General features: G+C 70.7%; 17 protein-coding genes. 9 read left to right on the plus strand and 8 right to left on the minus strand.

Annotated elements, in window-relative coordinates:
• The first annotated feature begins 93 nt into the window (after positions 1-93).
• The 4 genes from AC06FP_RS11130 (at position 94) to AC06FP_RS11145 (ending at position 6103) form a co-directional block, all read left to right on the plus strand.
• Entirely contained in the window at positions 94-1296 is a 1203-nt protein-coding gene (locus AC06FP_RS11130; protein WP_478075530.1) for a serine hydrolase domain-containing protein, read from the plus strand.
• Positions 1297-1361: 65 nt separating this feature from the next.
• On the plus strand, positions 1362-2018 hold the full coding sequence (locus AC06FP_RS11135; RefSeq protein ID WP_456117919.1) for a response regulator: 657 nt from the start codon (positions 1362-1364) through the stop codon (positions 2016-2018).
• Positions 2015-3862 carry a sensor histidine kinase gene (locus AC06FP_RS11140; protein ID WP_478075531.1) on the plus strand — a complete coding sequence of 616 codons (1848 nt, stop codon included), beginning with the start codon at positions 2015-2017 and terminating at the stop codon, positions 3860-3862. Before AC06FP_RS11135 ends, AC06FP_RS11140 begins: the two co-directional genes overlap by 4 nt.
• Positions 3863-3967: 105 nt before the next feature.
• A complete protein-coding gene (locus tag AC06FP_RS11145) occupies positions 3968-6103 on the plus strand; it encodes a hypothetical protein (protein WP_478075532.1) in 2136 nt (711 codons plus the stop codon).
• Between the two features lie 188 nt (positions 6104-6291).
• On the opposite strand, the gene AC06FP_RS11150 is transcribed toward AC06FP_RS11145, so the two are convergent.
• On the minus strand, positions 6292-8487 hold the full coding sequence (locus tag AC06FP_RS11150; RefSeq protein ID WP_478075533.1) for a primosomal protein N': 2196 nt from the start codon (positions 8485-8487) through the stop codon (positions 6292-6294).
• A 498-nt stretch (positions 8488-8985) separates the two neighbouring features.
• Between AC06FP_RS11150 and AC06FP_RS11155 the strand changes: the two genes are divergently transcribed.
• The 4 genes from AC06FP_RS11155 to sppA all read left to right on the plus strand — a co-directional run bounded on the left by AC06FP_RS11155 (position 8986) and on the right by sppA (position 14050).
• Positions 8986-9993 carry a hypothetical protein gene (locus AC06FP_RS11155; RefSeq protein ID WP_478075534.1) on the plus strand — a complete coding sequence of 336 codons (1008 nt, stop codon included), beginning with the start codon at positions 8986-8988 and terminating at the stop codon, positions 9991-9993.
• Positions 9980-10555, plus strand: coding sequence for a DUF3106 domain-containing protein (locus AC06FP_RS11160; RefSeq protein ID WP_478075535.1), 576 nt, complete (start codon positions 9980-9982; stop codon positions 10553-10555). Before AC06FP_RS11155 ends, AC06FP_RS11160 begins: the two co-directional genes overlap by 14 nt.
• Positions 10556-10708: 153 nt before the next feature.
• A complete protein-coding gene (locus AC06FP_RS11165; protein ID WP_478075536.1) occupies positions 10709-12073 on the plus strand; it encodes an MATE family efflux transporter in 1365 nt (454 codons plus the stop codon).
• 69 nt (positions 12074-12142) lie between these two features.
• A complete protein-coding gene (gene sppA / locus AC06FP_RS11170; protein ID WP_478075537.1) occupies positions 12143-14050 on the plus strand; it encodes a signal peptide peptidase SppA in 1908 nt (635 codons plus the stop codon).
• Between the two features lie 99 nt (positions 14051-14149).
• On the opposite strand, the gene AC06FP_RS11175 is transcribed toward sppA, so the two are convergent.
• Entirely contained in the window at positions 14150-14377 is a 228-nt protein-coding gene (locus AC06FP_RS11175; protein ID WP_478075538.1) for a hypothetical protein, read from the minus strand.
• 89 nt (positions 14378-14466) lie between these two features.
• Between AC06FP_RS11175 and AC06FP_RS11180 the strand changes: the two genes are divergently transcribed.
• Entirely contained in the window at positions 14467-15240 is a 774-nt protein-coding gene (locus AC06FP_RS11180) for an SDR family oxidoreductase (protein ID WP_456117928.1), read from the plus strand.
• A gap of 119 nt (positions 15241-15359) precedes the next feature.
• Here AC06FP_RS11180 and AC06FP_RS11185 read toward each other — a convergent pair whose 3' ends face one another.
• The 6 genes from AC06FP_RS11185 to AC06FP_RS11210 form a co-directional block, all read right to left on the minus strand.
• Positions 15360-16154: a hypothetical protein gene (locus AC06FP_RS11185; RefSeq protein WP_478075539.1), complete on the minus strand. Its 795-nt coding sequence runs from the start codon at positions 16152-16154 to the stop codon at positions 15360-15362.
• 116 nt (positions 16155-16270) lie between these two features.
• Positions 16271-16963: a DUF4124 domain-containing protein gene (locus tag AC06FP_RS11190; protein WP_478075540.1), complete on the minus strand. Its 693-nt coding sequence runs from the start codon at positions 16961-16963 to the stop codon at positions 16271-16273.
• A gap of 117 nt (positions 16964-17080) precedes the next feature.
• Positions 17081-17641 carry an L-threonylcarbamoyladenylate synthase type 1 TsaC gene (gene tsaC, locus AC06FP_RS11195; protein ID WP_478075541.1) on the minus strand — a complete coding sequence of 187 codons (561 nt, stop codon included), beginning with the start codon at positions 17639-17641 and terminating at the stop codon, positions 17081-17083.
• A gap of 134 nt (positions 17642-17775) precedes the next feature.
• The gene (locus tag AC06FP_RS11200; protein ID WP_478075542.1) at positions 17776-20283 is read right to left on the minus strand and encodes a DNA topoisomerase I; all 2508 of its coding nucleotides are present in this window, start codon (positions 20281-20283) and stop codon (positions 17776-17778) included.
• Between the two features lie 184 nt (positions 20284-20467).
• Positions 20468-21397 carry an RDD family protein gene (locus AC06FP_RS11205; protein ID WP_478075543.1) on the minus strand — a complete coding sequence of 310 codons (930 nt, stop codon included), beginning with the start codon at positions 21395-21397 and terminating at the stop codon, positions 20468-20470.
• Positions 21398-21430: 33 nt separating this feature from the next.
• Positions 21431-22141: a GYF domain-containing protein gene (locus AC06FP_RS11210; RefSeq protein WP_478075544.1), complete on the minus strand. Its 711-nt coding sequence runs from the start codon at positions 22139-22141 to the stop codon at positions 21431-21433.
• Positions 22142-22143 lie beyond the last annotated feature (2 nt).

Below are 22143 nucleotides of genomic sequence, written 5' to 3' on the forward strand. Positions count from 1 at the left end.
TAAACCCTGCGGCCTTCCCACGCATCCAACTTCCAGTCGCACGCCTCCACAAGGAGGTGTGCATGCCATGACGACGGCCCCAGGGGAAGAACGATGCGCGCCACACCATACCGGCTGTTCCTGTTCCTGTTCCTGTTCCTGGCGGCGCTTGCGCTGCCGGCCGCCTTCCCGGCCGGCGCCGGTCCGCTGGAGAACGCCAACGCGGCGACCCGGGACTTCATCCGCACGACGATGAAGGACAGGGGCATCCCCGGCCTGCAGATTGCCGTCATCCAGGGCGACCGCCTGCTGCTTTCCGAAAGCCACGGCCTGGCCAACGTCGAGAACCAGCAGCCGGTCGAGCGCACCACCCTGTTCCCGATCAACTCGGCGACCAAGGCGTTCACCGGCGTGGCGGTGATGCAGCTGGTCCAGGCAGGGCGCGTCGATCTGGAGGCGCCGATCTCGACGTACCTGCCGGACCTGCCCCAGGGCTGGCGCACGGTCCGCGTCCGCCAGCTGCTCGCGCATACCTCCGGCCTGCCCGATATCGTCGATGCGCAGGGGCTGGTGGGGGGAGGATCGGAACAGGATGCCTGGCGGGCCGTGGCACGCATGCCGATGGAGGCCGAGCCGGGCGAGCGCTTCGCGTACAACCAGACCAACTACGGTCTGCTGGCGCGGATCGTCGAACGGCAGGCCGGCATGTCCTACGGGAACTTCGTGGCCGGCCGCCAGTTCGCGCCGCTCGGCATGCGCCGCTCGGGCTTCGGCGACAGCTACGACCTGGTCGCCGGTGCGGTCACCGTATACAGCTATTTCCCGCGCAGAACCGACGCGCCCGATGCGCCCACACGGCTGTCGCACTGGTTCCATGACGTGCCGCAGGGGCTGTGGGCGGGCGGGGGCATCCAGACCACCGCCGACGAACTGGCGCAGTGGCTGATCGCGCTGCTGCAGGGGCGACTGATCGACGCCGGCCTGCGCGAACGCATGTGGACGCCGGAGCGGTTGAACGATGGCAGCCAAGGCGACTGGGCCGCCGGCTGGCCCGTGGCGGGTGACACCCGGCATCGCGAAGTGAGCAGCATGGGGGGCGCCCGCGCTGCTTTCGGCGTCTATCCCGACGAGGGGCTGGCGATCGTGGTGCTGACCAACCTGGTCGGCGCCAATCCGCAGACCTTCATTCCCACCATCGCCGGCATCTATCGCGCCGTGCCGCTGGCCGAACGCCGGCGAGCGCCTGCCGGCGTGTTCTCCTCGCCGGTCCGCGGGCGGGCCGGGGCGGCCGACGCCGGCGGCGATGGCCGCCCATGAAGGAGTGAGAGACGCGCCTGCCAGACGCTAGACTGCTCGCCATACGGACCTGGGGGCGGGTGTCGATGGAGCTGTCTTCCATCCTGATCGTCGATGACATGGACGCCTCGCTGGCGAGGCTGGAGCGGCTGCTGCGCGGGCTGCTGGACGAGCCGCGGGCGCGCATCCACACCGCGGTCGACCTGGCGGGCGCACGCGCCCTGTTGCAGGCGGTACCGGTCGATCTGGCGCTGGTGGACATGCAGTTGCCCGATGGCAGCGGCGTCGAGCTGATCCACTGGATGCAGGCGCACGCGCCCGGGGCGCAGGCGGTGATCGTGTCCGCTTTCGCCGAGGAGGAAACGATCTTCGCGGCATTGCGGGCCGGCGCGGTCGGCTACCTGCTCAAGGACCGCGACGACATCGAACTGGGCGTGGCGTTGCGCAGCCTGCAGCGCGGCGGCGCGCCGATCGACCCGATGATCGCGCGCCGCATCCTGGCGCTGCTGCCGCCGGCGACGGCGGCGCCGTCGGCATCCCCGCCGCCGGTGCGGCTGTCCGAGCGCGAGCTGGGCATCCTCGGCCTGGTCGCGCAGGGCTACGGCAACCGCGAGATCGCAGGCCTGCTGGACCTGTCGCGGCTCACCATCGAGAGCCATACCCGCAACATCTACCGCAAGCTGGCCGTCGGTTCGCGCACCGCGGCGGTGTTCGAGGCTCGTGCGCTCGGGCTGCTGCCGTGACCCGTTGGCTGCTGGGCCTGCTGTTGCTGCTGGCGATGGGCGGCACGGGGGCCGCGCCGCCCGCGGTGGAGCGCATCGTGCTGGCCGAGGCGGTACGCAGCGGCTGGGAGGCGCAGGCCCCGCCGCTCGCGGGCTGGGAGCCGGTGGCGTTGGCCGACCAGTGGCAGACGCGCTGGCCGGCGCATGATGGCGTGGTCTGGTACCGCCTGCGCTGGCGGCAGGCCGATGCGGCGAAACCCACGGGCCTGCTGCTCGATTACACCTGCATGGCGGCGGCGGTCTACCTCAACGGCAGCCTGATCGACCGCGATCCGTCGCTGGTCGAGCCGTTGTCGCGCAGCTGGCATGTGCCGCGCTACTACCTGCTGCAGTCACCGTTGCTGCGGCAGGGCGAGAACGAACTGCTGGTGCGGGTGTCGGGGCTGGCGGCGTACCAGCCCTCGTTCGGCGTGGTCGACGTGGGCGATGCCGCCGTGCTGCAGGCGCGTTACCGCCAGCAAGTACGCGTGCGCCACGACCTGCAGCTGCTCGATACCGCCATCGGCTTCGTGCTGGCCGGCGTGATCGGCCTGTTCTGGCTGTTGCGGCGCAAGGAGGCGATGTACGGCTGGTATGCGCTGAGCGCGGTGTTCGGGCGCCTGTACGACACCAACTTCGTGGCCACCAGCCCGTGGCCGTTTGCCACCACGGATGGCTGGCAGGCCTTCATCGCGGGCTGCTACGTGGTGGCCGCGGCGGCGCATACCGTGTTCCTGCTGCGCTTCAGCGAACGGCGCTGGCCGCGCCTGGAGCGCGTACTGATGGGCATGGCGGCCATGGCGATGGGGGCGGCGCTGCTGTGGCCGCAGTGGATGGGGCCGCACCGCAACCTCTACCTGGTGCCGGTCATCGGCTTCCTGTACGTGGTGTCGTTCACCTTCATGGGCTACGCGCTGCGCAGCGGTCGTCGCGACGCGCAGGTGCTGGCCTTGTGCATCATCCTGCCGGTGCTGGTGTCGCTGCACGACCTGGGCGTGTACATGGGCTGGTACGGCGGGGTCAGCTATCTGGGCTCCTTCACCTCGCCGTTGATGCTGCTGGGCATGGGCTTCGTGCTGGCCTACCGTTTCGCCAACACGATGAAACGCGTGGAGGGATTCAACGCCGAGCTGCGCCATGAAGTGCAGCAGGCGACGTCCCGGCTGTCGGAGACGCTCAGCGCGCAGCATGCGCTGGAGCTGGCGCACAGCCGCGCCGGCGAGCGCCTGCAGCTGGTGCGCGACCTGCACGACGGTTTCGGTGGCACCCTGGTCGGGGCGATCGCGCAGCTGGAACAGGCCCCGCAGGCCATGCCGCGTTCAAGGGTGATCGAACTGCTGCGCGGGATGCGCGACGACCTGCGCCTGGTGATCGACAGCACGGCCCGCGAACACGCCGACCTGGCCGAGATGCTGGTGCCCTTGCGGCACCGGGCCAGCACCCTGCTGGAGGCTGGCGGCATCGATGCCTATTGGCACCTGCAGAACCTGCACGGGGTGGAGCTGGGCGCGTCGCGCAGCTTGGACCTGCTGCGGCTGATGCAGGAAGCGTTGACCAATGTCTTCAAGCACAGCCGCGCCGGTCGCGTGGATGTATGCCTTCGGCGCGAGGGCGACGTGTTGCGCCTGCAGATCGACGATGACGGGGTCGGGCTGGCGACAGCGGCTGCGTCTTCGGGTGCCGGCATGGCGAGCATGCGCCTGCGTGCACGACGGCTGGGCGGCGAACTGGATCTGCTCGCACGGGCGGACCGGGCTGGCACCTCGTTGTCGGTAGCGTTGCCGGTCGTTGCCCGGGCAGCCTGCCCTGCCGTGGCGACTACCTGATTTCGTGTATGTCCAACGCCGGCGGGGTTGCTTAGCGTATTGGCCGCGCCTGGCGGCGGCCGTGCATAGACGGTGGCCGTCAGGCGGTCCTTCCGGGAGATCGCCATGTACCTGACCCCCTTGTCTGCTCCGCGCGCAGTGCTGATCGCGGCCCTGCTCGCCTGCGCCATCGTGCCTGCCGCCCGAGCGGGGGTGACCTGCCAGCTGCTGGATGCCGCCGGCAACCCAGCCGATGACGGGGGCGCCGATGCGGGCCCGGATGTTGGTGGCAATGCCAACGCCATCGCTTGCGGGCGCAATGCCAAGGCAGCGGCAGCGGCGGCGACCGCGTTTGGCTGGAACACCGAAGCTGCGATAGGAAGTGTTGCGGTAGGCGCATCGGCAAAGGCTACGGCGAGCCAGACCGTGGCAGTGGGAAGTGACAGCAGCGCCACCATGCCTAATGCGATAGCGATCGGCAAATGGAGCAACGCCGGCAACTGGGGAAGCATGGCGCTGGGCGCTTCGAGCCGGGCCAGTGGCCTTTTTTCGACGGCATCGGGCTTCAGCAGCATCGCTTCCGGCAACAACAGCCTCGCCATAGGGGGGTTCTGGGGAACCCAGAATACGAATCTGGTCACCGAGCGCTTTACCCGGGCCACCGCCAGCAATGCCATCGCGTTTGGCGCCGCTGCGGCCAGCCTGGCGGACGACGGCAGTGCACTGGGGACCGACAGCCAGGTGCGCGTGGGGGCCAGCCGGTCAGTGGCGTTGGGAGCGGGGTCGGTCGCCACCCAGGCGGATACGGTATCGCTTGGCCATTCGGCCACGGATATCAGCGGCACCGGCAGCGCCTACGGTTCCAGTCTTGAGAGGCGCATCGTGCATCTGGCGGCAGGCATCGATCCAACCGATGCGGTCAACGTGGCACAGCTCGGGGCGTTCGCCTCTGCATTGGGAGGCGGCGCCACATTCGCGGGAGGTGTGCTGGGCGCGCCGAACTACATCATCCAGAGCGGCAGTTTCGCCGACGTCGGCGCCGCATTGTCGGCGATCGATACCCAGTTGAGCGCCATCAAGAGCCGGGCTGACCTGGCCGTGTACTACGACGACGCTGGAAAGACGTCGGTGACGCTTGGGGGCAGCTCGGGCCCAGGCGCAGGAGGTGGGCCGGGGGGGACGCAGGTGGCAGGCGTGGCAGACGGCACCGCCGCCGACCATGCGGTCAACAAGGGGCAGATGGAGGCGGGGGATGCGGCCGCCATCGACGCGGCCGGGAACTACACCGATACCCGCGAAGCCGCGATCCGCACGGACATGGCCACGGCCGACGCCAATGTGCTGTCCTCGGCCAAGGCGCACGCGGACAGCGGCGATGCGGCCACCCTGGCTGCCGCCAACGGCCACACCGACAACCGCGAAGCGGCGATCCGTGCGGACATGGCCACGGCCGACGCCGATGTACTGTCCTCGGCCAAGGCGTACGCGGACAGCGGCGATGCGGCCACCCTGGCTGCCGCCAACGGCCATACCGACAACCGCGAAGCGGCGATCCGCGCGGACATGGCCACGGCCGACGCCAACGTACTGTCCTCGGCCAAGGCGCACGCGGACAGCGGCGATGCGGCCACCCTGGCTGCCGCCAACGGCCATACCGACGGCCGTGAAGCGGCGATCCGTGCGGACATGGCCACGGCCGATGCCAACGTACTGTCCTCGGCCAAGGCGTACGCGGACAGCGGCGGTGCAGCCACCCTGGCCGCCGCCAACGGCCATACCGACAACCGCGAAGCGGCGATCCGTGCGGACATGGCCACGGCCGACGCCAACGTACTGTCCTCGGCCAAGGCACATGCCGACAGTGGCGATGCCAGCACGCTGCAGTCGGCCCGCCGTTATGCCGACGACACCGCCAGCCAGGCCGTCGCTTCGGCGAACCGCTACACCGACAGCCGTTTCCAGGCCGTGGACCTGCAGTTCGAGGGGCTGCGCCGGGAAATGGATGACCGCTTCATCCGCCAGGACCGTCGCATCGACAGGATGGGCGCGATGAGCAGCGCGATGCTCAACATGGCGGTGAATGCCGCCGGTCCGCAGAGCACTGGTGGGCGCGTTTCGGTCGGCGCGGGCTTCCAGGGGAGCGAGAAGGCCCTGTCGATCGGCTACAGCCGCAAGCTCGGCGCGCGTGGCTCGTTCTCGCTGGGCGGTGCGTTCAGCGGCGGTGAAAAATCGGGCGGCATCGGCTTCGGCGTGGATCTGTAGGCCGTTGGATCCGCCCTGGCGTTGCAGGCGCATGGCGGGCCCACGACCCGGACCTGCGGCGATGCATCGAGTGCGATGCGGGCCGACATGCGGGTGAACGGCGACCGCGCAGCAGCCGGCGTCCGCCTCGCCGTCACGCGCATGGGCGTGACAGCGGCGTTCACCCTTGGCGGTTGAACGCTGCGGCGTCAGTACAGGTCCATCGGGTCCACGTCCAGCGACCAGCGCACGCGCCGCGCCTGCGGCAGCGCATGCACCTGCGGCATCAGCCCATCGAGCAGGCCGTGCAGGGCGCGGCGCTGCGTGGCCGACAGCAGCAGCTGGGTGCGCTGGAAACCGGCGCGGCGTGGCATCGGCGCCGGCATCGGGCCGTAGCGTTCGACAACGCTTTCCGCGGGGATCAGGTGCTTGGCCGCGCCCAGGAATTCGTTGGCCTGTTCCACCTGCCTGGCCTCGGCGCGCAGCAGCGCCAGATGCGCGAACGGCGGGAAGCCGGCGGCCTCGCGCTGCGCCAGTTCGGCGTCGGCGAAGGCGTGGTAGCCGCCATTGACCAGCGTGTGCAGCAGCGCGTTGTCCGGGTGGTGGGTCTGCAGCCAGACCTCGCCGGGGCGGTCGGCGCGGCCGGCGCGGCCGGCGACCTGGATCAGCTGCTGGGCCAGCTTCTCGCTGGCGCGGAAATCGGCCGAGAACAGGCCCTCGTCGATGCCGACCACCACCACCAGGGTCAGCCGTGGCAGGTCGTGGCCTTTGGCCAGGATCTGCGTGCCGACCAGGATGCCGGGCCGCTCGCCGAGCGCGGCCAGGGTCTGCTCCAGCGCGTCGCGCCGCGCGGTGGTGCCGCGGTCGATGCGCAGCACCGGGACATCGGGAAACAGCTGCAGCAGCCGTTCCTCCAGCCGCTCGGTGCCGATGCCCTGCGGCTGCAGCGCCAGGCTGCCGCAGTCCGGGCAGGCCAGCGGCACCGGCGCGCGCGCGCCGCAGTGGTGGCACTGCAGGCGCCGCCCGGCGCCGTGCACGGTCATCGGCGTGGCATGCAGGGGCGTGCTGCAGCGCCGGCAGGGCGCGGTCCAGCCGCAGTCGTGGCACAGCAGCACCGGCGCGTAGCCGCGGCGGTTCTTGAATACCAGCACCTGGTTGCCGGCGCGCAGGTGCTGCTCGATGCCGGCCAGCACTTCCGGCGACAGGCCGTCCTGCAGCGGCCGCTTGCGCACGTCGAACACCCGCACCGCCGGCGGCCGCGCATCGCCGGCGCGCTGCTGCAGGCGCAGGTGGGTGTAGCGGGCGGCGTGTGCGTTGTGCAGCGACTCCAGCGACGGCGTGGCGCTGCCCAGCACCACCGGCACGTCCAGCGCCTTGCCGCGCACCAGGGCGAAATCGCGGGCGTGGTAGCGGATGCCGTCCTGCTGCTTGTAGCTGCCGTCGTGTTCCTCGTCGACGATCAGCAGCCCGGCCTGCGGCAGCGGCGTGAACACCGCCGAGCGGGTGCCGACGATCACCCGCGCCTCGCCGCGCGAGGCCGCCGCCCACACCCGCGCGCGCTCGTTGTCGTTCAGGCCCGAATGCAGCGCGTGCACCGCGATGCCCAGGCGGCCGCGGAAGCGGGCGAGCATCTGCGGGGTCAGGCCGATCTCCGGCACCAGCACCAGCGCCTGCCGGCCCTGTTCCAGGCAACGGGCGATGGCCTGCAGGTAGACCTCGGTCTTGCCGCTGCCGGTGACGCCATCGAGCAGGAAGGGCTGGAAGCCGTCGGCCGCGGTGATCGCCGCGATCGCGGCCTGCTGCTGCGGGTTGGGCTCCGGCCCCGGCAGCGGATGGGCCGCCGGGATCGCCGCGGCCATCGCCACGCGCCGGGCGAAACCGCGCTTGAGCAGGGCACGGCTGGCCTCGCGCCAGCCGTCCATGCGCGCGGCGAGGACCTCCTCGGCCAGCGTGCCGTCGCCCAGCAGCTCGGCCAGGCGCCGCGGGCGGGTGCCCTCGCGCAGCCGCGGCCGGCCCTCGCGGCCGGCGCCGGTCAGTTCCCAGCCCCAGCCATGGGTGTCGGGCAGGGGCTCGCCACGCCGCAGCGGCGCCGGCAGCGCGGTGGCGACCACCTCGCCCAGCGGCGCGTGGGTATAGCGCGCCAGCCAGCGCAGCGAGGCATGCAGTTCGCCGCCCAGCAGCGGCGCGTCGTCCAGCCATTGCAGCGCTTCCCGCAGCGCCGCCGGGTCCTCCACCGCGCCGACACCCTCGACCATGCCGACCAGTTCGCGGTTGCCGAACGGAACCCGCACCCGGCGCCCGGTGTCGCTGGCGGCCGGGGCCGGGCTGCCGGGTGGAGGCAGGTAGTCGAAGGTCTGCGGCAACGGAACCGGCAGGGCGATGCGCAGGGTGGGGCAGGTGGGCATGGGCGGCAGTGTAGGTGCGGACCGCGGACGGGCACACCCCCGCACGGCGGCCGGCCCGGTCGGGAAACCGGCCGCGGCGGCACGCCCTCCGTGCGCTGACCACTTGCGCACGTTTGTTGCCGCCGGGAGCATAAACACCGCGTAAACGCAGGCCGCGGTTGGAGATTTGGGCTTATCCACACAACATGTGGATAACTCTGTGCATCAGCGCTGTGCTCCACGCGTCCAGAGCGGTGGTTGAAGCCTTTCCCTCAACTTGGTCAAAAAATCGCCACACGATCAATTCTTTTAAAATCAATTACTTGTCCGTGAAACAAAAGCGAAACACGGCGGCCGGAGGGAAATCGCGACGGATCGTGACGCGGCTATTGACGCTGTGCACAAGTTGCGGCATGGCGCCCCCGAAGAGCGTTAAAACAATGTGCAGGCCGCCGCCCGGGGCTATCTGCAGGGCGGCATGCGCTGGGTATCATTCCCGGCGATGAAGGAGTCCACCTGATGGCTGCACCCGCCTCTTCCGCACCGGCCGCAGCCAGCGCCCTGTCCGCTTTCCTGAAGGGTGTCGAACGGCGCGCCCTGGTCGTCGCCGGCCTGCAGGGGGGCGACGAGGACGCCGCCGGCCGCGCCGTGGCGGCCGCCATGCGCGCCTTTGCCGGCCCGGCCGCGGGCATGCCGATGGCCGACTGGCCCGCCCGTTTCTGGAGCCTGCTGTGCGGCAACCCGCAGCTGCGGGCGCCGTCCCCGGATGGATACTGGCCGCCCGCGCTGGCGCACCTGCAGGCCCTGGCACCGGCCGAGCGGCTGGCGCTGCTGCTGCGTATCGGTGGTGGGCTGGACGAGGATGCCGCTTCGGCGGTCCTGGGCGTGACAGCGGAGGCGTACCGGCACGCGTTGGCCGGTGCCTGCCCGCTGGATGCGCAGGGCCGTCCGGACGCGGCGGCCTGGCGCAGCCTGGCCGAGCAGGTGCAGGCGCAGGTGCGTGACCTCCCGGCCGGCCGCGTGCAGCAGCTGGAACACCTGCGCGGGTCGATGGCGGCCGAGGCCGCGCCGGCCCGCAAGGCCGCGCCGGCGCCCCGGGTCGAGGCCGCCCCCCGCGTTGCCCGCCCACCGCGCCGCGCAGGAGCGCGCTGGCGTTGGCGCACCTGGCTGCTGCTGTGCCTGCCCCTGCTGCTGCTCGCCGTGGTAGCGGTCTGGTGGTGGCGCGGGCACGGGGCGCTGCCCGGCGCCGCCGCGCCGGCCGCCGAGGGCGCCGTATCGGACAACGGCCCGGTACAGGTGGAGGCCCTGCCGGACGACGATCTTCCCGCCACGCCGCCAACTGGCGGCAGTCACGCGGCGGACGATGCCGCGATGCTGGCCGATCCGGAACTGGCGCTGGCGCAGGACGCCGACTTCCATGCCTGGTATGCGGCCGGTGGCCCGGTGCCGGTGGACGAATCGCAGGCGCAGCCCGGTCGCGCCGAACCGGCCGGCACCGCGCTGGAGACGGTCGATGCGGAGGATTGAGCGGCTGTTGCCGGTGATGCTGGCGCTGCTGCCGGCCACCCCGTCGCTGGCGACACCGGCCGCCGCGCCCCTTCCGCCGGCCGCGCAGGCGGCCAGCGCACAGCCCGGCAGCGACCCGCAGTCGCACTGGGCGGCGCTGGCGCCGGCGCAGCAGCGCGAACTGCGCGCGCGCTATGCGGCGTGGCGCGCGCTGCCCGAGTCCGAGCGCCAGCGCATACGCCGCGCCGCGTCCGACATGGCCGCGCTGCCGGCGGGCGAGCGCGAGGCCCTGCGCGACCGTTTCCTCGCGCTGGACCGCCTGCACCGCGACGGCTGGCGGCTGGGCCCGCAGCTGGGCGCGCAGTATCCGAAGCTGCAGCCGTTGCTGGGCTATCTGCCGGAACACCAGCGCGAGCCGATGCTGGCGCTGCTGCGCCAGCTCGACGCCGCGCAGCTGGCGCAGCTGGGCGTGCTGTCGCAGCGCACGCCGCCGCAGGAACGCGACGCGCTGCGCGAGCAGCTGCTGGCGGTGCCGGCAGCCGGGCGCGGCGACTGGCTGCGACGGAAGACCGAGTCCCGGTAACGCGCCCCGCATCCGGCCAGGGCGGTCGCGCCCGGGGCAACGCCGCGCGGGGGCGGCCTTTCACCCGCCTTCATCCGCTGCCTTTACAATGCGCGGCTTCCGCGACCCGGCAACAGCGCATCCGCGCCGGCCGCAGTCCGCGTTCTTCCCCATATGTCCACCCTCTCCGCCACGCCGCGCTTCCGCCAGGAAGTGCGCGCCACCGGGCTGCTTGCCCTGCCTCTGGTCCTGGGCCATGTATCCACCGGCCTGATCGCCTTCGTCGACAACACCATCGCCGGCCACCACGGCACCGATACCTTCGCCGCGGTCAGCATCGGCACCGCCCTGCTGTGGCTGCCGATGCTGGTGCCGATCGGCACCCTGATCTCGCTCACCGCCTCGGTGTCGCAGCTGCACGGCGCCGGCCGCGAGCGCGACATCGGCCCGCTGTTCCGCCAGGCGCTGTGGCTGGGCGTGGGCCTGAGCGTGCTGATGTTCGCCTTCCTCAGCGTGGTGCCGGCGTTCCTGCCGGCCTTCGGCATCGCGCCGGAGATCGTGCCCGGCGCCACGAGCTTCCTGCACGCCATCCGCTGGGGCGTGCCGGCGCTGACGCTGTACTTCTGCATGCGCTACCTGAGCGAAGGCATGCACTGGACGCTGCCGACCATGCTGCTCGGCTTCGGCGGGCTGCTGGTGCTGGGGCCGCTGGGCTATGTGCTGTGCAACGGCCGGTTCGGTTTTCCCGAACTGGGCGCCGAAGGCCTGGGCATCGCCTCGTCGGTGACGATGTGGGTGCAGGCGCTGTGCTTCGCCGCCTACCTGTGGAAGACCCGGCGCTTCGCTCACCTGCGGCTGTTCGGGCATTTCGAACCGCCGCGCTGGCGCGCGATCTGGGACCTGCTGCGCACCGGCCTGCCGATCGGCATCACCGTGCTGATGGAGGGCGGTCTGTTCATCATCACCGCGCTGCTGATCGGCCGCATCGGCGCGGTCGAGGCCAGCGCGCACCAGATCGCCATCAACGTCGCCCAGCTGTGCTTCATGATCCCGATGGGCGTGGCCGAGGCCACCACCGTGCGCGTCGGCCACGCGGTGGGCAGCAACGATCCGCTGGGCGTGCGCCGCGCCACCTGGGCCGGCTATGCCATCGTGCTGGTCACCCAGATGCTGTCCATCACCGTGCTGCTGCTCGGCCACGACGCGGTGGTGCGGCTGTACACCGACGACCTGGCCGTGGCCGCGCTGGCCTCCACCCTGCTGCTGTACGCGGCCACCTTCCAGTTCCCCGACGGCATCCAGGTGCTGTCGGCCGGCGCGCTGCGCGGGCTCAAGGACACGCGCGTGCCGATGTTCATCGCCATGTTCGCGTACTGGGGCGTCGGCATGCCGCTCGGCGCCGGGCTGGGCCTGGGCCTGGGCTGGGGGCCGCAGGGCATGTGGATCGGCCTGATCATGGGCCTGACCGCCGCCGCCGTGCTGATGGGCTGGCGCCTGCGGGTCAGCAGCCAGCGCCTTTTCCACCGCGCGGCACCCTGACTTGAAGCCCATGCCGGCCCCGCCGCTTATGGGTATCCTGCGTTGCAACAAGCCCCTTATGGAGCGTCCATGAATCCCCCACCGCTGCCCCGCCGCAACCCCATCGCCAGCTTCTTCGTCGGGCTGTGGGACGTGATGAACTTCACCCGGCGGCTGATCCTCAACCTGCTGTTCTTCGGCCTGCTGTTCCTGGTGCTGATCGTGCTCATGGTGGCGATGGGCAAGGGCGCCTCGTCGGCCAAGGTGCTGCAGGACCGCACCACCCTGGTGATCGCGCCGGAAGGCCGGCTGGTCGAGCAGTACAGCACCGACCCGGTCAGCCGCGCGCTGGCCAAGCTGGTGGGCGACAACAACGCCGAGGAAATCCAGCTGCGCGACCTGGTCCGCGCCATCGACGCCGCGCGCGAGGACAGCAAGATCGAGCGCGTGGTGCTGGAGCTGGACAAGCTGCAGCCCTCGGGCTTCGCCTCGATGCGCGAAGTGGCCGTGGCGCTGCGGGAGCTGCGCGCTTCCGGCAAGCAGCTGGTCGCCTTCGGCGAGAACATGAGCCAGTCGCAGTACCTGCTGGCCGCGCAGGCCGACGAGGTCTACCTGGACCCGATGGGCAGCCTGCTGCTGGAGGGCCTGGGCCGCTACCGCCAGTATTTCCGCAGCGGCCTGCAGGACAAGCTGGGCGTGGACGTGCACCTGTTCAAGGTGGGCGAGTACAAGTCCGCCGCCGAGCCCTACGTGCTCGACGCCGCTTCGCCGCAGGCCAAGGAAGCCGACCTGTTCTGGATGAACGACGTGTGGCAGCGCTACCTGGGCGATGTCGCCAAGGCACGCAAGCTCGATGCCGCGCAGCTGGCCGCCGGCATCGATACCCTGCCGGAGGGCATCGCCGCCGCCGGCGGCGACCTGGCGCGCTTCGCCCTGCAGCAGAAGCTGGTGGACGGGCTCAAGACCCGCGAGGAAGTGGAAACGCTGCTCGCCGACCGCGGCGTGGCCGACAGCGATGCCGATGGCGGCTTCCGCCAGATCGCGCTGGGCGATTACCTGACCCAGGTCGATGCGCGCCGTTCGCCGATCGACAGCCGCCCGCAGGTGGCGGTGGTGGTGGCCGAGGGCGAGATCGCCGGCGGCGACCTGCCGGCCGGCCGCATCGGCGGCGTCTCCACCTCGGCCCTGCTGCGCGCCGCGCGCGACGACGATGACGTCAAGGCCGTGGTGCTGCGCGTGGATTCGCCCGGCGGCGAGGTGTTCGCCTCCGAGCAGATCCGCCGCGAGGTGGACGCGCTCAAGGCCGCCGGCAAGCCGGTGGTGGTGTCGATGGGCGACATGGCCGCCTCCGGCGGTTACTGGATCAGCATGAACGCCGACCGCATCTATGCCGATGAATCGACCATCACCGGCTCGATCGGCATCTTCGGCATGATCCCCAACTTCGCGCGCAGCCTGGACAGGATCGGCGTGCACACCGATGGCGTGGGCACCACCCGCTTCGCCGGCGCGTTCGACGTCACCCGGCCGATGGACCCGGCCGTGGGCCGGGTGATCCAGTCGGTCATCGACAAGGGCTACGCCGACTTCACCGGCAAGGTGGCGCAGGCGCGCGACCGCAGCGTGGAGGCCATCGACGAAGTGGCGCGCGGCCGTGTGTGGAGCGGTGCGCAGGCGAAGGAACGCGGGCTGGTGGACGAGTTCGGCGGCCTGAAGGCCGCGGTGGCCGACGCCGCCACGCGCGCCAAGCTGGGCGGGCCGGACAAGTACCGCGTGAACTACATCGAGAAGGCGGCCACGCCGTTCGCGCAGTTCATGACCGGCTTCGCCGGCAGCCGCGCCGGCGCTTGGATGCTGTCCGATTCGGGCCTGGCGCGGATGATGCTGGCGCGCACGCTGCCGGAAATGGACACCCAGCTGCGCTTCGTCGAGGACGCGGTGAAGGACCGCAACGGCGCGCCGGTGAAGGCGCTGGCCTACTGCTTCTGCGGACTGTGATCAGCACCGCCGCGTGACCTGGCAACGCCGCCCCCGGGCGGCGTTGTCGTTCGTGGGAGGCGGTTTTCCCGGTGCGTCCGAACGCGCACAGGGGGCAATCTACGGGGCGCTGTCCGCCGTCTGGAGGGCCTTCTGCCCGGTCCTGGCCGCGTCTTCGGTCGCCGCCGCGGCGGCCCTGGCTTCCGCCAGCGGCTGCGCGATGGCCTTGCGCATCGCCGCGGCCTGCGGATCGGGCCGGCGTTCGGTCTCCGGCGGCTGCGGATTGCTGCAGCCGGCGGGCAGGGCCAGGATCAACGGCAACAGCAACAGGCAATGACGGACATCCATCGACATGCTCCAGTGCAGGCTGGCGACATCCTGACACAGGGCGGCCGCCGGAACCTGACCCGCGGCCGGTGCGGCGGTATCCTTCGCGCATGAACACGAACCGCTGGCGGCTGGACGGACAGACCGCACTGATCACCGGCGCCAGTGCCGGCATCGGCCTGGCGATCGCGCGCGAACTGCTCGGTTTCGGCGCCGATCTGTTGATGGTGGCGCGCGACGCCGATGCGCTGGAACAGGCGCGCGACGACCTGGCTGACGAATTCCCCGACCGCGAGATCCATGGCCTGTCCGCCGACGTGGCCGACGACGAGGACCGCCAGGCGATCCTGGACTGGGTCGAGGACCACGGCGGCCTGAACCTGCTGGTCAACAATGCCGGCGGCAACATCACCAAGCCGGCCAACGACTACAGCGAGGACGAGTGGCGCGGCATCTTCGAGACCAACCTGTTCTCGGCGTTCGAGCTGTCGCGTTACGCCTACCCGCTGCTCACGCGCCACGCCGCGTCGGCCATCGTCAACGTCGGCAGCGTCTCCGGCATCACCCACGTGCGCAGCGGCGTGGTCTACGGCATGACCAAGGCGGCGCTGCAGCAGATGACCCGCAACCTCGCCTGCGAATGGGCCGAGGACGGCATCCGCGTGAATTCGGTGGCGCCGTGGTACATCCGCACCCGCCGTACCTCCGGGCCGCTGTCCGACGCGGACTACTACGACGAGGTGATCGCGCGCACCCCGATGCGCCGCATCGGCGAGCCGGAGGAAGTCGCCGCGGCGGTGGGGTTCCTGTGCCTGCCGGCGTCGAGCTACGTCACCGGCGAGTGCATCGCGGTGGACGGCGGCTTCCTGCGCTACGGGTTCTGACGCAGAGCGGCACCACGCCCGGATCATCGCCTCGGGCTTGCGCGCACGCCTTGAGGGAAGGCACCAGGACAGGCGGGTGCTCCATCGCCGCCGTAGGGTCCGCCGCATGAAACCAGCGCTCAACGGCCGTCGTGGGCGACCTGGTGCAGGGCCAGGCGCCGTGCCTGGTCGACGTACCACTCGTCGGCGCGGGCGCGTCCGTCGGCACGTTCGCGCTGCGCGTACTCGGGCGCGAGGTTCCTGACGCCGCTGCCGACCGCCGTGCCCATGGCGCGCGCCCATTCGATCGCCTTCGCCTTCCCCTGGGTCTTTTCCAGGCGGGCGATCCCGGGCTCGAGTACGGCGAAGGTCGCGTTCTCGGCGCGTTCGCGCGTCGCCGCAGGGATGCCATCGACCCGGGTGTTGTCGCCGGGCCCGGTCCCCGGCCTGGCGGCGACCTGGTCCTGCGCGATCCGGCGCGCACTGCCGATGTACCAGGCGCCGGCTGCGCGCTCGTCCGCCGCGGCGCGCTGCCGGTAATCCGCGTTCAACGCCGCTACCTGCCTGCCGACATCGCCGGCGGCCTTGTTGAACCAGGCGTTGGCATTGCCGGCGCCCACGGACCGGACGCGTCGCTGGTACTCGGCGCCGAGCACGGCCATGACGGCGCCTTCGGCCTGGTCGGCGACCGGCCCTGGAACGCCCGCCGCCGCCGTTTCCCGGCAGCCGGCGAGATGGCGGTTGGCGTCATAACAGAGGCCGTTGCGGGCGTCCCCACTCCGGGTCTGGTCGATCTGGTCCTGGTTGATGTTGTACCAGACGTTGCTGGTCAGGGTGGCCTGGAACATCTGCTGGGCGCATTCGAGGCATTGTGCCCATGCCGGCGCGGAGGCGCCGGAGGCCAGCAGGGCTGCTGCGATCAGGTGGATTCTCATCGTCCCTTCTCCGGTGGCTGCCCGCGATGCCGCGTGCCGCAGCCGTTGCCCCCCCCATGCCCGATTCTCTACCACGAAGAGCGGTCACGGCAGATCAATGCCGGCGACGGCCGCGCTCAATGGCCGCCGCAATCGCGGTCCATGCGCGCCTCGATGCCGCGCTGCTCGCGGGTGAGCGCCTGGCGCTCGCTCTGCAGGGCGCTGTTGTAGCGGCGCACCAGTTCCCAGCGGCGGTCGCGCAGGCGCGCGCACACCTCCTGCTGCGGCAGTGGATGACAGGTATCGCGCACCCAGGTGCCGGTGGCGACCGCGGCGCCGCCGGGGTGGGGATGGGGGTGGCCGTGGCCCGGCCGCCCGCCCTGGATGGAGAGGCTGCCGGAGCCCACGGTGGCGCTGCCCGAAATGCTGCCGCCGATGCGCGTGCGCGGGGCGTAGCCGCCGACCCACAGCGGCACCCAGCGCGGATTGCCCACGCCGTCCTCGCTGGTATAGCGCTCGCCGTCCGGTGAGATGCACTCGTACAGGGGTTGTGGCGGCTGCACGGTGACGATGCGGACCTCGCGCTCGACCGGTGCGGGTGCTGGCGCGGCAGGCGCCGGCGGTGGCCGCGGCGGCGGATCCTGCGGACGCTGCATGTCCAGCACCTGCTGGCGGTGGTTGTCGTCGCAGGGTGTGGATTGCAGTGCCACCGCGCCATTGCTGGCCACGCAGCGGTAAACGCGCACGTTGTCGGCTGCAGGCGGCCCGGCGGCCAGCCCGGCGGCGGGCGGCAGGACCAGGATGCCAAGCAGGAGCAGGCAGGCGCGCATGGCGCCATGGTGCCGCATATGGTGGACGGCGGCGTGTAGGAGCGCGTTGCAGGGCGCGGTGGGCTTTGCCGGTGAGGCTCCGTGCGGGGCGAGTCCCGCACCGACGGTGAGTTGGCCTCAGTCGCGCAGCACCTGGCCGGTGGCGGCGATGCGGATGCGGGTGGGCTGCGCCAGGCCGCCGGTGGCGCCGTCGAGCAGGCCGTCGAGACGGTCGAGCAGGGCCGGGTCGAGCTGGTCGCGCGCGCGCGCCGGCGGCTGGCCGGCGAGGTTGGCGCTGGTCGAGACCAGCGGGCCGCCCCAGGCTTCGCAGAGGGCGCGCACCCGCGGATGCGCGCTGACCCGCACGGCGATGCCGGTGTGCTCGCCGGTGATCCAGCGTGGGGCGAGCGGGCCGGCCGGGACGATCCAGGTATTGGCCCCGGGCCAGCTGTCGAGCACGGCCTGGCGGCGGTCTTCGGCCAGGGCATCGAGCCGCACCCAGCCGTCCAGCTGCGCCACCGTGGCGGCGACCAGGATCATGCCCTTCTCGACCGGCCGCTGCTTGAGCGCCAGCAGCTTCATCACCGCCGCTTCGTTGGCCGGGTCGCAGCCCAGGCCCCAGACCGCTTCGGTCGGGTAGGCGATGACGCCGCCGGCGCGCAGCGCGGGGACGACGTTCTGCAGATCGAGTTCAAGCATCGGGACACCGTTCGTTCCCGCGGCGGCAGGCGCGGGTTTGCAGGGAGGCCAGACGCATCAGGCCGCCCGGTGGCGGCCTGGTGCGGGGACAGCGATTATCCCCCTGCCGGGCCGGCAGCGGGGGATCGCCTGTTTCAGAACGGGGGCGCGTCGTCGGCCGCCGGCTTCCTGGCGACCTTCTTGACGACGGTTTTCTTGGCGGCCTTCTTGGTTGCGGTCTTCTTGGTCGCGGCCTTCTTGGCCGGCGCTTTCCTGGCGGCCGCCTTCTTCGGCGCAGCCTCCTTCTTGACCGACGTCTTCTTCACCACGGTCTTCTTGGCCGCGGCCTTCTTCGCGCCGAAGCCCTTGCGCGCCGGCTTGCCGGTCTCGGCCATCAGCTGCTGCACCTCGGCCAGGGTCAGCGAGGCCGGCTCGCGGTCCTTCGGGATCTTGCCGTTGAGGGTGCCGTCGCTGATGTAGGGGCCGAAGCGGCCATTGAGCACCTGGATGTCCGAACCCTCGAATTCCTTGATGATGCGGTTGCGCGCGATCTCTTCCTTCTCCTCGATCAGGAAGATGGCGCGGGCCAGGTCGATCTTGTACGGATCGTCCTCCTTCTTCAGCGAGGCGTAGGTGCTGCCGCGCTTGGCGAACGGGCCGAAGCGGCCGATGCCCACGCTCACTTCCTCGCCGTTGGCATCCACGCCGAGCCTGCGCGGCATGTCGAACAGCTTCAGCGCGTCGTCCAGCGAGATGGAATAGATGCTCTGGCCCGGCTGCAGCGAGGCGAACTTCGGCTTTTCCTCGTCGTCGACGGTGCCGATCTGCACCATCGGGCCGAAGCGGCCGATGCGCGCGCTCACTTCCTTGCCGCTCTTCGGGTCGGTGCCGAGCACGCGCGCGCTGCCGGCATCGGTGCGGTCCAGCGATTCGCTCTTGTCGCTGACCAGCTCCTTGAACGGGCCCCAGAAGCGCTCCATCAGCGGCACCCATTCTTCCTCGCCGCGCGACACCGCATCCAGCTCGTCCTCGAGCCTGGCGGTGAAGTCGTAGTCGACGTAGCGGGTGAAGTGGCTGGACAGGAACTTGCTCACCGCACGGCCCACGTCGGTGGGCTTGAAGCTGCGGCCTTCCATTTCGGTGTACTTGCGGAACAGCAGGGTCTGGATGATCGAGGCGTAGGTCGAGGGCCGGCCGATGCCGTATTCCTCCAGCGCCTTGACCAGCGCCGCTTCGGTGAAGCGCGGCGGCGGCTGGGTGAAGTGCTGCTCGGCGGCGATGCGTTCCAGCGGCACGTTGTCGCCGGGTTTCATCGCCGGCAGCTTGCGGCCTTCGTCCTCGTCTTCCGCATTCCTGCTGTCCTTGCCTTCCTCGTAGACGGCCAGGAAGCCGGGCACCACCACGGTGGTGCCGCTGGCGCGGAACACGTGCTCGCTGCCGGCGGACAGGTCGACGCTGACGGTGTTGAGCGTGGCCGGGATCATCTGGCAGGCCACCGCGCGCTTCCAGATCAGTTCGTACAGCCTGCGCTCGTCGTCGGTCAGATATTTGCCGACCTGCGCCGGGGTGCGCAGCGCCGAGGTCGGGCGCACCGCTTCGTGCGCTTCCTGGGCGTTCTTGCTCTTGGTGGTGTAGGTGTTGGGCTTGTCCGGCAGCGAGGCGGTGCCGTAGTCGCGGGCGATCACGTCGCGGATCTCGACCAGCGCGTCCTGCGACAGATTCACCGAGTCGGTACGCATGTAGGAAATCAGGCCGACCGTGCCTTCCTCGCCGATCGCCACGCCCTCGTACAGCTTCTGCGCCACCTGCATGGTCTTGCGCGTGGTGAAGCCGAGCTTGCGCGAGGCTTCCTGCTGCAGGGTGGAGGTGGTGAACGGCGGCGCCGGGCGGCGCTTGCGTTCCTTGCTGGCGACGTCGGTGACGTGCAGGCGGCCCTGCGCGGCCTGCTGGATGCGCAGGCGCGCGGCCTCGGCGGTGTCGCCGTCGGTGATGGTGAACTGCTCGAATTTCTGCCCGTCCAGCTTGATCAGCTTGGCCGAGAAATGCTGGGTCGGATGCGCGCAGTCGGCCTCGATGGACCAGTACTCGCGCGCCTTGAACGCCTCGATCTCCTCCTCGCGCTCGACGATCATGCGCAGCGCCGGGCTCTGCACGCGGCCGGCCGACAGGCCGCGCTGCACCTTGCGCCACAGCACCGGGGAGAGGTTGAAGCCGACCAGGTAGTCCAGCGCGCGCCGCGCCTGCTGGGCGTCGACCAGGTCGTCGGCGATGGCGCGCGGCTGCGCCATCGCTTCCTTGATCGCGCGCGGGGTGATCTCGGTGAACACCACGCGCTGCATCGATTTGTCCTTCAGCAGCCCGCGTTCCTTCAGGATTTCCGCGATATGCCAGCTGATCGCCTCGCCCTCGCGGTCCGGGTCGGTCGCCAGGTAGATGTCATCGGCGCCCTTGGCGGCCTTGGCGATGGCCTCGACGTGCTTTTCGTTCTTCTCGATCAGGTCGTAGCGCATGGCGAAGCCACGCTCCGGATCGACCGCGCCTTCCTTGGGGACCAGGTCGCGCACGTGCCCATACGAGGCCAGGACGGTGAAGTCCTTGCCGAGGTATTTGTTGATCGTCTTGGCCTTGGCGGGCGATTCGACGATGAGCAGGTGCTTGGGCATGTCAGTGGATTCTTGCGGGGGGAGGGCCCCGGTGGGGGCGCTAGGGTGGCGCAAACGCGCCCTTTAGTGAAGCCGAGACGGCCGATCCGGATATGCGCAACGCCCGGGCAGGGCCCGGGCGTTCAGCTTTCCTTGTCCAGAGAAATCACGGAGAGGCCGCCGTTGTCAAGCGGCAGCCCGTGACTCAGCTGAACCGGGAGGCGGCAATGCCGATCACCGCCAGGAGCGCGACGGTGCCCACCAGGACCAGCACGCCGAACAGCGACAGGATCACGATGGTTACCGTGCCCAGGCCGCGCTGCTGCCATTCCGGGTGGTCGGTGAACGCCCATTTATCCACCACCAAAGTGTCGCAGATCATGTCGTGCAGGCCCTGCTTGCGCTCGGTGAAGGCGGCCATCAGGTAGCCGATGCACAGGATCAGGCCGCTGAGCATCGCGGCGAAATAGCGGCCGATGCCGCGCGCGATGCTGATCCGCTCGCCGTTGCTGCGTACCACCTTGATGCCCACCGCCATCTTGCCCAGCGTGGCCTTGCCGGACGAGGCGTGGAAACCGGCGTAGTAGGCGGCGGACAGGCCGATGGAAATGAGGTTGGTCAGCAGCTGGATCGCGATGAAGCCCGCGCCCATGGCATCGCTGCCGCCGCCCAGGCCGGCCATGCCGATGCCCAGCACCATGCCGATGACCATGGCGATCACGCCGCCGACCATGCCGACGACCAGGCTGTCGATGAAATAGGCCGCAACGCGCTTCCAGAAGCCGGCATAGACGATCTCGCCGCCGTTGATCACCGTCTCGCCCGCCATGGTGCTGCCGGGCGCCGCATAGGGCGATTCGGCAATGGCCGCGGCCGCGCTGGCCTTCGCCACGGCGGTGCCGTCCTCGATGGCCTGGTAGTCGGCGCGCAGGTCGATGCCGTTGCCGGCGTCGGGCTGCACCAGCAGCTGCAGTTCCTCGGCCATCGCCGAGAGCGGCTGCCACTGCGGCATGCCCTCGCGCCAGACCAGCGTGGACAGGTCCAGTTCGTTCCTGCGGAACTTGTCGCGGAGGGTGTCGGCTTCGACCGGCCCATGCCGCTCGCGCCGGGCATCGGCGTAATACCACTGACTCATCAATATTCCCCGTAAGGTTCTGTTCGTTCCGGCTCAGCCGCGGCAGCTGGCTGGCAGATGCTGTTTGTCCGCCACGTCGGAGCTGCAGGCCCAGGTGGCGGTCTGCATATCGTAGTCGAGCCAGAGGTGCTTGCCGTCAAGCGCCTGTTTGCCTGGCGCCCGGAAACGCGCTTCCAGGCCGCAGTGGCCATTGTCGAACCGGCCGATGCGCACCTCCGCGACATCGCCGGCGGCATAGCTCCCGGGGCTGTCGAAGCCATCGTCGCCGTTGACCGGGCAGTGCCCGTTGGCGGTGGCGAATCGGGCCACCTCGTGGGTCAGCGGCTGCAGCTGCCCCCACGCGATCGCCGTTTTCGAGCGCAGCAGGTAACTGTTGTAGGCCGGCACCGCGATCGCGGCGAGGATGCCGACGATCGCCAGCAGCGCGATGCCCGCCACCGCGGCGATGATGCCGACGATGGCGCAGCCGGACAGCCCGGGCCGCGGCGGTGGTGCCGGCGCGACGACGTGCACGTGCTGCACCGCGGGCGGCAGCGGCGGCGCGGAGGGCGGCGGCGCGCCTGCCGGCATGTCCAGCCCCAGTTCGGCGGCGAAGTCGCGCAGCGGCCGCCAGTCGGTGGCGCCCTCGCGCCAGACCAGGGTGTCGGCGGCGATGCGGCCGGAGCGGAACAGTTCGGCGATGTTCGCCGCAGGCAGCGGGCCGCGGCGTTCGCGGTTGCCCTCGGCATAGAACCACTGGCTCATGG

It is taken from the genome of Stenotrophomonas sp. Steno-Z2 (genome assembly GCF_056393235.1).

Excerpts from the sequence above, each read along its gene's own strand:
- AC06FP_RS11130 (WP_478075530.1), top strand. The coding sequence starts at position 94 with ATGCGCGCCACACCATACCGGCTGTTCCTGTTCCTGTTCCTGTTCCTG.
- AC06FP_RS11135 (WP_456117919.1), top strand. The coding sequence starts at position 1,362 with ATGGAGCTGTCTTCCATCCTGATCGTCGATGACATGGACGCCTCGCTG.
- AC06FP_RS11145 (WP_478075532.1), top strand. The coding sequence starts at position 3,968 with ATGTACCTGACCCCCTTGTCTGCTCCGCGCGCAGTGCTGATCGCGGCC.
- AC06FP_RS11150 (WP_478075533.1), bottom strand. The coding sequence starts at position 8,487 with ATGCCCACCTGCCCCACCCTGCGCATCGCCCTGCCGGTTCCGTTGCCG.
- AC06FP_RS11155 (WP_478075534.1), top strand. The coding sequence starts at position 8,986 with ATGGCTGCACCCGCCTCTTCCGCACCGGCCGCAGCCAGCGCCCTGTCC.
- AC06FP_RS11160 (WP_478075535.1), top strand. The coding sequence starts at position 9,980 with ATGCGGAGGATTGAGCGGCTGTTGCCGGTGATGCTGGCGCTGCTGCCG.
- AC06FP_RS11165 (WP_478075536.1), top strand. The coding sequence starts at position 10,709 with ATGTCCACCCTCTCCGCCACGCCGCGCTTCCGCCAGGAAGTGCGCGCC.
- sppA (WP_478075537.1), top strand. The coding sequence starts at position 12,143 with ATGAATCCCCCACCGCTGCCCCGCCGCAACCCCATCGCCAGCTTCTTC.
- AC06FP_RS11175 (WP_478075538.1), bottom strand. The coding sequence starts at position 14,377 with ATGGATGTCCGTCATTGCCTGTTGCTGTTGCCGTTGATCCTGGCCCTG.
- AC06FP_RS11180 (WP_456117928.1), top strand. The coding sequence starts at position 14,467 with ATGAACACGAACCGCTGGCGGCTGGACGGACAGACCGCACTGATCACC.
- AC06FP_RS11185 (WP_478075539.1), bottom strand. The coding sequence starts at position 16,154 with ATGAGAATCCACCTGATCGCAGCAGCCCTGCTGGCCTCCGGCGCCTCC.
- AC06FP_RS11190 (WP_478075540.1), bottom strand. The coding sequence starts at position 16,963 with ATGCGCGCCTGCCTGCTCCTGCTTGGCATCCTGGTCCTGCCGCCCGCC.
- tsaC (WP_478075541.1), bottom strand. The coding sequence starts at position 17,641 with ATGCTTGAACTCGATCTGCAGAACGTCGTCCCCGCGCTGCGCGCCGGC.
- AC06FP_RS11200 (WP_478075542.1), bottom strand. The coding sequence starts at position 20,283 with ATGCCCAAGCACCTGCTCATCGTCGAATCGCCCGCCAAGGCCAAGACG.
- AC06FP_RS11205 (WP_478075543.1), bottom strand. The coding sequence starts at position 21,397 with ATGAGTCAGTGGTATTACGCCGATGCCCGGCGCGAGCGGCATGGGCCG.
- AC06FP_RS11210 (WP_478075544.1), bottom strand. The coding sequence starts at position 22,141 with ATGAGCCAGTGGTTCTATGCCGAGGGCAACCGCGAACGCCGCGGCCCG.